Source organism: Pseudomonas sp. RC10-4-2 (assembly GCF_050433085.1).
Taxonomy (GTDB): Bacteria; Pseudomonadota; Gammaproteobacteria; order Pseudomonadales; family Pseudomonadaceae; genus Pseudomonas; species Pseudomonas aeruginosa.
Genome location: NZ_JBNPXX010000004.1, coordinates 524,695 through 535,153 on the forward strand (window position 1 = coordinate 524,695; position 10,459 = coordinate 535,153).

General features: G+C 65.0%; 9 protein-coding genes. 6 read left to right on the forward strand and 3 right to left on the reverse strand.

Features of this window, described 5'->3' with window-relative positions:
• Positions 1-30 precede the first annotated feature (30 nt).
• Both choW and choV read left to right on the forward strand, forming a co-directional pair.
• Positions 31-870: a choline ABC transporter permease subunit gene (choW, locus tag FHW81_RS21225; RefSeq protein WP_003096692.1), complete on the forward strand. Its 840-nt coding sequence runs from the start codon at positions 31-33 to the stop codon at positions 868-870.
• Positions 871-873: 3 nt separating this feature from the next.
• The gene (gene choV / locus FHW81_RS21230) at positions 874-2,052 is read left to right on the forward strand and encodes a choline ABC transporter ATP-binding protein (protein ID WP_003096690.1); all 1,179 of its coding nucleotides are present in this window, start codon (positions 874-876) and stop codon (positions 2,050-2,052) included.
• A gap of 216 nt (positions 2,053-2,268) precedes the next feature.
• On the opposite strand, the gene FHW81_RS21235 is transcribed toward choV, so the two are convergent.
• Positions 2,269-3,819 carry a BCCT family transporter gene (locus tag FHW81_RS21235; RefSeq protein ID WP_034054816.1) on the reverse strand — a complete coding sequence of 517 codons (1,551 nt, stop codon included), beginning with the start codon at positions 3,817-3,819 and terminating at the stop codon, positions 2,269-2,271.
• 332 nt (positions 3,820-4,151) lie between these two features.
• Between FHW81_RS21235 and betI the strand changes: the two genes are divergently transcribed.
• From betI to betA, 3 genes are all read left to right on the forward strand, one after another.
• A complete protein-coding gene (gene betI / locus FHW81_RS21240; protein ID WP_003096684.1) occupies positions 4,152-4,745 on the forward strand; it encodes a transcriptional regulator BetI in 594 nt (197 codons plus the stop codon).
• A gap of 60 nt (positions 4,746-4,805) precedes the next feature.
• Positions 4,806-6,278: a betaine-aldehyde dehydrogenase gene (betB, locus tag FHW81_RS21245; protein WP_023088821.1), complete on the forward strand. Its 1,473-nt coding sequence runs from the start codon at positions 4,806-4,808 to the stop codon at positions 6,276-6,278.
• Positions 6,279-6,413: 135 nt separating this feature from the next.
• Positions 6,414-8,099 carry a choline dehydrogenase gene (gene betA / locus FHW81_RS21250; protein ID WP_003104848.1) on the forward strand — a complete coding sequence of 562 codons (1,686 nt, stop codon included), beginning with the start codon at positions 6,414-6,416 and terminating at the stop codon, positions 8,097-8,099.
• 45 nt (positions 8,100-8,144) lie between these two features.
• Here betA and FHW81_RS21255 read toward each other — a convergent pair whose 3' ends face one another.
• Positions 8,145-8,549 (reverse strand): acyl-CoA thioesterase, encoded by a 405-nt coding sequence (locus FHW81_RS21255; RefSeq protein WP_003096677.1) that lies wholly within the window; start codon positions 8,547-8,549, stop codon positions 8,145-8,147.
• A gap of 287 nt (positions 8,550-8,836) precedes the next feature.
• On the opposite strand from FHW81_RS21255, the gene FHW81_RS21260 reads away from it, so the two are divergent.
• On the forward strand, positions 8,837-10,153 hold the full coding sequence (locus tag FHW81_RS21260; RefSeq protein WP_003096675.1) for an MFS transporter: 1,317 nt from the start codon (positions 8,837-8,839) through the stop codon (positions 10,151-10,153).
• Here the strand turns inward: FHW81_RS21260 and FHW81_RS21265 are convergent.
• A partial coding sequence (locus FHW81_RS21265; RefSeq protein WP_429480184.1) for a hypothetical protein occupies positions 10,102-10,459 on the reverse strand: 358 nt, incomplete at its 5' end. The two genes, FHW81_RS21260 and FHW81_RS21265, sit on opposite strands and share 52 nt — an antisense overlap.

Here is a 10,459-nt window from a genome sequence, read left to right on the forward strand (position 1 = left end):
TTCATTTCCCGCTCTTGATGGACCCTGATTATGTTCCTGACTGATCACAAGCTCCCGCTGGGAGAGCAGATCGCCGGTTTCGTCGACTGGCTGACCCTGCATGGCGCATCGTTCTTCGACAAGATCTCCGACACCCTGGAGTTCCTCATCCATGGCGTCACCAACGGCTTGCTCTGGTTCAACCCGTTGGTGCTGATCGCCTTGCTGGTAGGGCTGGTGCATTTCATCCAGCGCAGCTGGGGGCTGACCGTGTTCGCCCTGGCCTCGTTGCTGCTGATCCTCAACCTGGGCTACTGGCAGGAGACCATGGAAACCCTCGCCCAGGTGATATTCGCCACCCTGGTGTGCATCGCCGTGGGCGTGCCGCTGGGCATCGTCGCCGCGCACAAGCCGTGGTTCTACACCGCGCTGCGGCCGTTGCTGGACCTGATGCAGACGGTACCGACCTTCGTCTACCTGATCCCGACCCTGACCCTGTTCGGTCTCGGCGTGGTGCCGGGCCTGATCTCCACGGTGATCTTCGCCGTCGCCGCGCCGATCCGCCTGACCTGCCTGGGTATCCAGGACGTGCCGGCGGAGCTGCTCGACGCCGGCAAGGCCTTCGGCTGCTCGCGCTGGCAACTGCTCACGCGCATCGAGCTGCCGCACGCGATGCCGAGCATCGCCGCCGGCATCACCCAATGCATCATGCTCTCCCTGTCGATGGTGGTGATCGCCGCGCTGGTCGGCGCCGATGGCCTCGGCAAGCCGGTGGTGAACGCGCTGAACACCGCCGACATCTCCCTCGGCTTCGAAGCCGGCCTGGCCATCGTCCTGCTCGCCATCCTGCTCGACCGGGTGTGCAAGCAGCGCGCCGTGAAGGGGAAATAAGCCATGACCGCGATCCGATTCGACCATGTGGACGTCATCTTCGGCACCCACACCAAGGAAGCCCTGAAGCTCCTCGACCAGGGCCTCGGCCGCGCCGAGATCCTCAAGCGCACCGGCCAGGTGCTCGGCGTCGAGGACGCCTGCCTGGACGTCAACCGCGGCGAGATCTGCGTGCTGATGGGACTTTCCGGCTCCGGCAAGTCGAGCCTGCTGCGCTGCATCAACGGCCTGAACAAGGTCAGCCGCGGCAAGCTGCTGATCGAGCACGAAGGTTCGCAGGTGGACATCGCCAACTGCTCGCCGGCGACCCTCAAGGCCATGCGCACCAAGCGCATCGCCATGGTGTTCCAGAAGTTCGCCCTGATGCCCTGGCTGACGGTGGCCGAGAACGTCGGCTTCGGCCTGGAGATGCAGGGCCGTCCGGCCGCCGAGCGGAAGAAGCTGATCGACGAGAAGCTCGAGTTGGTCGGTCTCTCGCAGTGGCGCGACAAGCGTCCCGACTCGCTCTCCGGCGGCATGCAGCAGCGCGTCGGCCTGGCTCGCGCGCTGGCGATGGATGGCGACATCCTGCTGATGGACGAACCGTTCTCCGCCCTCGACCCGCTGATCCGCCAGCAATTGCAGGACGAACTGCTGGTGCTGCAACGGCAACTGCACAAGACCATCGTGTTCGTCAGCCACGACCTCGACGAGGCGCTGAAGATCGGCACCCGCATCGCGATCATGAAGGACGGCCGGATCATCCAGCACGGCAAGCCGGAAGAGATCGTGCTGAGCCCGGCGGACGACTACGTGCGTACCTTCGTCGCCCATACCAACCCGCTCAACGTGCTGTGCGGCCAGAGCCTGATGCGTGGCCTCGACCAGTGCATCCGGCAGAACGACGAGATCTGCTTCGACCAGGGCCGCGACTGCTGGATCGGTCTCAGCGAAGGCGACGTGCTCAAGGGCGCGCGCCAGGGCAGCAACGTCATCGACCTGCAACGCTGGCGCCAGGGCGACCCGGTGGAGAAGCTGCGCCGCGAACCGACCCTGGTGGATGTCAGCATCCGTATGCGCGATGCCCTGCAGATTCGCTACCAGACCGGCCACAAGCTGGTTCTGCAGGAGCAGGACAGGGTGGTCGGGGTGCTCGGCGACAGCGAGCTGTACCACGCGCTGCTGGGCAAGAACCTCGGCTGACCCCCAAGGCCCGCTCGGGGCCGCTGCGAATGCCCGGCGCTGCCGGGCATTCGCGTTTATCCTCCGCGCTTTTTCCGTCTGTTCTTCCTTTCGCACGCTCCCGCGCGCCGGTTCCTGCGGCATGCGCCGGGCGCCGGGCGGCAGAAAAGAAAGGCCCGGCGAAACGCCGGGCCAAGTACGCACCTGATTGGCGAGGGCGCCCTAGCGGCGCCGGATTCAGGTCTGGTGCTGGGTTGGCGCCGGCACTGGCTGGTAGGTGCGGCGGTCGCCGACCTGGGCCTCGTAGTCGGCGCGCATGGCCTTGTGCAGGCCGAACATGAACAGGATCAGCACCGCCGAGAACGGTAGCCCGGCGAGCACCACGACGGTTTGCATCGCCGTGAAGTTGCCGGCGAACAGCAGGCCGATGGTGACTAGCGTGACGACGGCCGACCAGAGGATGCGCAGCCAGTTCGGCGCGTCCTCGTCCAGCTCGCCGCCGCTGCGCGAGAGATTGGCCAGCATCACCGAGCCGGAATCCGCCGGGGTGAGGAACAGCACGAAGCCGACGAAGATCGACAGGCCGATGACGATCTTCGACAGCGGATAGTGTTCCAGCAGCAGGTAGATCGACATCGACGGCTGTTCCAGCGCGGCCTTGCCCAGGTCGGTCGCGCCGTGGTTCATCACCAGGTCCAGGGCGCTGTTGCCGAATACCGACAGCCAGGCCAGGGTGAAGCCCAGCGGGATCAGCAGCACCCCGCAGACCAGTTCGCGCACGCTGCGACCGCGGGAGATGCGGGCGATGAACATACCGACGAAGGGCGCCCAGGAAATCCACCAGGCCCAGTAGAACAGGGTCCACAGGCCCAGCCATTCCTCGCTCTTGCCGGCGCCGGCACCGGTGTAGACGTAGAGGTCGAAGGTCTTCAGCACCAGGCCGTCGAGATAGTCGCCGAGGTTCTGTACGAAGCCGTTGAGCAGTTCCAGGGTCGAACCGCAGACCAGCACGAACAGCAGCAGCGAGCTGAACAGCACGATATTCAGGTTGGACAGCCGGCGGATGCCTTTCTCGACACCGGAGACCGCCGCCAGGGTGGCGACCAGGCTCATCGCCAGGATCACCGCCAGCAGGGTGCCTTTGCTGTGCGGCATGCCGGTCAGGTACTCGAGACCGGACGACACCTGCAAGGCGCCGATGCCCAGGTTGGTCACCAGCCCGAGAAGGGTGACGAAGATGCCGAAGCAATCCACCGCGTGGCCCGCGGCGCCTTTCACCCAGCGCTCGCCGAGGATCGGATAGAGCGCCGAGCGCAACGCCAGCGGCTGGCTATGGCGGTAGGCGAAATAACCGACGGCGAGGCCGACCAGGGCATAGATCGCCCAACCGTGCAGGCCCCAGTGGAGGAAGGTCAGTTGCAGCGCCTGGCGCGCCGCCTGAGGGCTGCCGGGAACGCCTTCGGGTGGATGGTAGAGGTGGTCGATCGGCTCGGATGCGGCGAAGTAGAGCAGCGAGATGCCGATCCCGGAGGAGAACAGCATGCCGGCCCAGGCGCCGTAGCTGAAGTCCGGCTTTTCATGCTCCTCGCCGAGCTTGAGGGTGCCGAAGCGCGAGAAGGCCACCCAGGCGACGAAGAACAGGTAGGCGCCGATGGCCAGCATGTAGTACCAGCCGAAGCTGTGCGACAGCCACGCCTGGATGCGGCCGAGCAAGGCTCCGGCGCTGTCGGGATAGAGGATGAGGGCGGCGGTCAGAACCAGGATCAGTGCGGTCGAGCCGAAGAACACGATCGGATTCAGACGTACCTGCTCGTTTGTTTTTATTGGCGAAGCAGTACTCATTGGAGGATGACCCCATGGCAGTGAAAGCATGGCGGCTTATGGCCGCGGACTACAGACACAGCATTGCCACCCCACTTGAAGCCCGGATTCTGCGATCCTTGGCGGACTTCGGCGACGAGGTGATGAACGGCGCGGGCCAGGTTGCACGCAGGCTGGGAGCCGCTCATGGACGCCGAGCTTATTCTTAGTTGATTGAACGTTCAATAAAAACAAAATAGACTGGCCACCAATGACGTCGGTCGGTGCCCGCACGCACCCATCGACGAGAGGAGATAGCAATGCCCAAGGTCGGTATGCAGCCCATCCGCCGCTCGCAACTGATTCACGCCACCCTGGAGGCGGTCGATCAGGTCGGCATGGGAGACGCCAGCATCGCCCTGATAGCCCGCCTGGCGGGTGTTTCCAACGGCATCATCAGCCACTACTTCCAGGACAAGAACGGCTTGCTGGAAGCGACCATGCGGCACCTGCTCAGCGCCTTGAGCAAGGCCGTACGCGAACGCCGCGCGGCGCTCTACGACGACAGTCCGAGGGCGCACCTGCGAGCGATCGTCGAAGGCAACTTCGACGACAGCCAGGTCAATGGTCCGGCGATGAAGACCTGGCTGGCGTTCTGGGCGACCAGCATGCACCAGCCGGCACTGCGTCGATTGCAGCGGGTCAACGACCATCGCCTGTATTCGAACCTGTGCTACCAGTTCCGCCGCCAGCTCTCGGCGGACGACGCCCGCGCCGCGGCACGCGGCCTGGCGGCCCTGATCGACGGCCTGTGGTTGCGTGGCGCGCTGACCGGCGATGCCTTCGATACCGACGAGGCCCTGAACATCGCTTACGACTACCTCGACCAGCAGTTGGCAAAACAGTCGGGGTAGGGACGAAAACCCCCGCGGCGCCGCCTTGCGCCTGCGATACCGATAAGAGAGGACTGCAACATGGCCCGATTCGAAGAACAGAAGCTCTACATTGGCGGTCGCTACGTGGAGGCCAGCAGTGGCGCCACCTTCGAGACCATCAACCCGGCCAACGGCGAAGTGCTCGCCAAGGTCCAGCGGGCTTCCAGGGAAGACGTCGAGCGGGCCGTGCAGAGCGCCGTCGAGGGGCAGAAGGTGTGGGCGGCGATGACCGCCATGCAGCGCTCGCGCATCCTCCGTCGCGCCGTCGACATCCTCCGCGAGCGCAACGACGAACTGGCTGCCCTGGAAACCCTGGATACCGGCAAGCCGCTGGCGGAAACCCGCTCGGTGGACATCGTCACCGGCGCCGACGTGCTCGAGTACTACGCCGGCCTGGTCCCGGCCATCGAAGGCGAGCAGATTCCCCTGCGCGAAACCAGTTTCGTCTACACCCGCCGCGAGCCGCTGGGCGTGGTCGCCGGCATTGGCGCCTGGAACTACCCGGTGCAGATCGCCCTGTGGAAATCCGCCCCGGCCCTCGCTGCCGGCAACGCGATGATCTTCAAGCCCAGCGAAGTCACCCCGCTGACGGCCCTCAAGCTGGCCGAGATCTACACCGAGGCCGGCGTGCCGGACGGCGTGTTCAACGTGCTCACCGGCAGCGGACGCGAAGTCGGCCAGTGGCTGACCGAGCACCCGCTGATCGAGAAGATCTCCTTCACCGGTGGCACCTCCACCGGCAAGAAAGTCATGGCCAGCGCTTCCAGCTCGTCGCTGAAGGAAGTGACCATGGAGCTGGGCGGCAAGTCCCCGCTGATCATCTTCCCCGACGCAGACCTCGACCGTGCCGCCGACATCGCCGTCATGGCCAACTTCTTCAGCTCCGGCCAGGTCTGCACCAACGGCACCCGGGTGTTCATCCACCGTTCCCAGCAGGCCCGCTTCGAAGCCAAGATACTGGAGCGCGTGCAGCGCATCCGTCTCGGCGACCCGCAGGACGAGAACACCAACTTCGGCCCGCTGGTCAGCTTCCCGCACATGGAAAGCGTGCTCGGCTACATCGAGTCCGGCAAGGCGCAGAAGGCTCGCCTGCTGTGCGGCGGCGAGCGTGTGACCGATGGAGCGTTCGGCAATGGCGCCTACGTCGCGCCGACCGTGTTCACCGATTGCCGCGACGACATGACCATCGTCCGCGAGGAAATCTTCGGCCCGGTGATGAGCATCCTGGTCTATGACGACGAAGACGAGGCGATCCGCCGCGCCAACGATACCGAGTACGGCCTCGCCGCCGGCGTCGTGACCCAAGACCTGGCCCGCGCCCACCGCGCCATCCATCGCCTGGAAGCCGGCATCTGCTGGATCAATACCTGGGGCGAGTCGCCGGCGGAAATGCCGGTCGGCGGTTACAAGCAATCCGGTGTCGGTCGCGAGAACGGTCTCACCACCCTGGCTCATTACACTCGCATCAAGTCCGTGCAAGTGGAGCTGGGCGACTACGCCTCGGTGTTCTGAGCCTCGACGCAGCGCTCGAACCCCTAACCAGGCCGGTCCCAGGCAACGCTCCCTGACACCGGCCATTCCGAACTTCCAGACACCGGCGCGCCAGCGTCGCGGCCGGTGTCATGCCGAGAAAAGAGGAAGGCCTGCATGTCCCAGGAATTCGACTACATCATCATCGGAGCCGGCTCTGCCGGTAACGTACTCGCTACCCGCCTCACCGAAGATGCCGACGTCAGCGTCCTGCTGCTCGAAGCCGGCGGTCCCGACTACCGCTTCGACTTCCGCACCCAGATGCCGGCGGCCCTTGCCTTCCCGCTGCAGGGGCGGCGCTACAACTGGGCCTACGAGACCGACCCCGAGCCCTACATGAACAACCGCCGCATGGAGTGCGGTCGCGGCAAGGGCCTGGGCGGCTCCTCGCTGATCAACGGCATGTGCTACATCCGCGGCAACGCCCTGGACTTCGACGGCTGGGCCAAGGAGCCGGGCCTCGAGGACTGGAGCTACCTCGACTGCCTGCCGTACTTCCGCAAGGCGGAAACCCGGGACATCGGTCCCAACGACTACCATGGCGGCGACGGCCCGGTCAGCGTGACCACGCCGAAGGCCGGCAACAACCCACTGTTCCATGCGATGGTCGAGGCCGGCGTGCAGGCCGGCTACCCGCGAACCGATGACCTCAACGGCTACCAGCAGGAAGGTTTCGGCCCCATGGACCGGACCGTCACCCCGGAGGGCCGTCGCGCCGCCACCGGGCGCGGCTACCTGGACCAGGCCCGCGGCCGGCCCAACCTGACCATCGTCACCCACGCCCTGAGCGACCGCATCCTGTTCAGCGGCAAGCGCGCCATCGGCGTCTCCTACCTGGTGGGCAACGGCGACAACCCGGTCACCGCCCACGCCCGCCGCGAAGTATTGGTGTGCAGCGGCGCGATCGCCTCGCCGCAATTGCTGCAACGCTCCGGCGTCGGCCCGGCGGCCCTGCTGCGCGACCTGGACATCCCGGTGGTGCATGACCTGCCGGGCGTCGGCGCCAACCTGCAGGATCACCTGGAACTCTACCTGCAGTACGCCTGCAAGCAACCGGTGTCGATCTACCCGGCGACCAAATGGTGGAACCAGCCTGCCATCGGTGCCCAGTGGCTGTTCCTCGGCAAGGGCCTCGGCGCCAGCAACCAGTTCGAGGCTGGCGGCTTCATCCGAACCCGCGAAGCGTTCGAATGGCCGAACATCCAGTTCCATTTCCTCCCGGTGGCGATCAACTACAACGGCAGCAAGGGCGTGCAGGAGCACGGCTTCCAGGCGCACATGGGCTCGATGCGCTCGCCGAGCCGCGGGCGCATCCACCTGAAGTCCAGGGACCCGCGCCAGCATCCGAGCATCCTGTTCAACTACATGTCCCACGAGCAGGACTGGCAGGAGTTCCGCGACGGCATCCGGCTGACCCGCGAGATCATGAACCAGCCGGCGCTGGACCCCTATCGGGGCCGCGAGTTGAGCCCTGGGGTGAGCGTGCAGTCGGACGCCGAACTCGACGAGTTCATCCGCAACCATGCTGAGACCGCTTTCCACCCATCCTGCTCGTGCAAGATGGGCAGCGACGACATGGCGGTGGTCGATGGCCAGGGACGGGTCCATGGCATGGAAGGACTGCGAGTGGTGGATGCGTCGATCATGCCGCTGATCATCACCGGCAACCTCAATGCCACCACCATCATGATGGCCGAGAAGATCGCCGACAGGATCCGCGGTCGCCAGCCGCTGCCGCGCAGCACGGCGAAGTACTACGTGGCCGGGGATGCGCCGGTACGCGGCAACCCCGTGCGGGCCTGAGGAACGCGCAAACAAGAACGCCGGCGATAGCCGGCGTTCCTGCGTCTAGCCCCGGCGTGGCGGGACCGGGCGGGTGCGCCCGCTGCCATCGATGGCGACGAACACGAACACCGCCTCGGTGACTTTGCGCCATTCGCTGGACAGCGGGTCGTCGCTCCACACCTCGACCAGCATGCGGATCGAGCTGCGGCCGACTTCCAGGGTCTGGGTATAGAAGGAAAGCTGGGCACCTACCGCGACCGGCACCATGAAGGCCATGCGGTCGATGGCGACGGTGGCGATACGGCCGCCGGCGATCTTGCTGGCCATGGCGGTTCCCGCCAGGTCCATCTGGGATACCAGCCAACCGCCGTAGATATCGCCGAAACCGTTGGTTTCGCGCGGCAGCGCGGTAATCTGCAAGGCCAGGTCTCCCTGGGGAATGGGGTCTTCTTGTTCAAGCTCGATCATAGGTAAGGGCCTCGTGCCCCCCGGATTTCTTGTTCAAGCGCGGTTTAGGGGAAAACTCTCCCAAAACGCCTGCCGGTGCAAGGTCTTGGGACAGCTTTCAGAGGCGCCCGGGCATTATATAGAGGAGTAGGGCAGCCGACGACCGCCCGGTTCTCTCTTCGACCGACTGTGTGGACATTCGTCGATTTGCTATGGTTTCGCTCCTGCGTCCCCGGGTCGCAGGTCGACACGCCTGCCGGTCGAACCCCGCTCATGCTTGCTGAACGAATAAAGAGAACAATCCCGACATGCCATCCGCGAATGCTCCCGAGGCGCCGGCCCAGCGTCCATTGACCCGCAGCGACTACAAGACCCTGTCCCTCTCCGCCCTGGGTGGAGCGCTGGAGTTCTACGACTTCATCATCTTCGTGTTCTTCGCCACCGTGGTCGGCAAGCTGTTCTTCCCGGCGGACATGCCGGAATGGCTGCGTCAGCTGCAAACCTTCGGCCTGTTCGCCGCCGGCTACCTGGCGCGGCCGCTGGGCGGCGTGATCATGGCCCACTTCGGTGACCTGCTCGGGCGCAAGCGCATGTTCACCCTGAGCATCTTCATGATGGCGGTGCCGACCCTGATCATGGGCCTGCTTCCGACCTACGCGCAGATCGGCATCTGGGCGCCCCTGGCGCTGCTCCTGCTGAGGGTGATCCAGGGCGCCGCGATTGGCGGGGAGGTGCCGGGGGCCTGGGTCTTCGTCGCCGAGCATGTACCGGCACGGCATGTCGGTTATGCCTGCGGGACGCTGACTTCCGGCCTGACGGCGGGCATCCTGCTGGGCTCGCTGGTGGCTACTGCGATCAATAGCTTCTATAGCGCGACAGAGGTGCAGGACTACGCCTGGCGGATTCCCTTCCTGCTCGGCGGGGTGTTCGGCCTGTTCTCGGTCTACCTGCGCCGCTGGCTGCACGAGACGCCGGTATTCGCCGAGCTGCAGCAGCGCAAGGCGCTGGCAGAGGAAGTGCCGTTGAAAGCGGTGGTCCGCGATCATCGTGGCGCCGTCCTGGTGTCGATGCTGCTGACCTGGGTGCTGTCGGCCGCGATCGTGGTGGTCATCCTGATGACCCCTACCGTGCTGCAGAGCGTATACGGCTTCGATGCCGCCACGGCGCTCAAGGCCAACAGCCTGGCGATCGTCTGCCTGACCCTTGGCTGCATCGTCGCCGGGCGCATGGCGGATCGTTTCGGCGCGGGGCTGACTTTCGTTGCCGGTAGCGTGCTGCTGGCGCTGGTGTCCTGGAGCTTCTACGGCAACCTCAAGGCCCACCCGGACTGGCTCTTTCCTTTATATGCACTGACCGGCTTCTTCGTCGGCATCGTCGGCGCCGTTCCCTACGTGATGGTCAATGCGTTCCCACCGGTTGTGCGTTTCTCCGGCCTGTCCTTTTCCTACAACCTGGCCTACGCCATCTTCGGTGGGCTGACGCCGATGGCGGTGGCCCTGCTGCTCAAGCAGAGCCCGATGGGGCCGGCTTACTACGTGGTCACTCTGTGCCTGGTCGGCTTCCTCGTCGGGCTCTACCTGCTGGCGCAGAAAAAGCCGGCTGGCGAGGCGGTTTCGGTGGGCTGAAAGCGCTTCCGGCGGTTATTTGAATTATTTTTGAAATAATCGTTGACGCCAGTTTCTATCTCCCTATAATGCGCACCACTCCCGGCGACGACGAAGAGTAAATGCTTGAAAATCAAGGATTTACGGATTCTCTCCCAGGGGTGGTGAAGCGCTCCGGCAGGTTGTTCGCCGCAGCGGTTCAGCCCCGAAAGGGGCTCGAAACGAAGCTTCACCGAGGTGCTTGACAGCGAATTTGAACGCTGTAGAATGCGCCTCCCGCTGATCGGAAGATGGTTTGAAGGTCGGCGCAAGCGGTTGAGTAGAAAA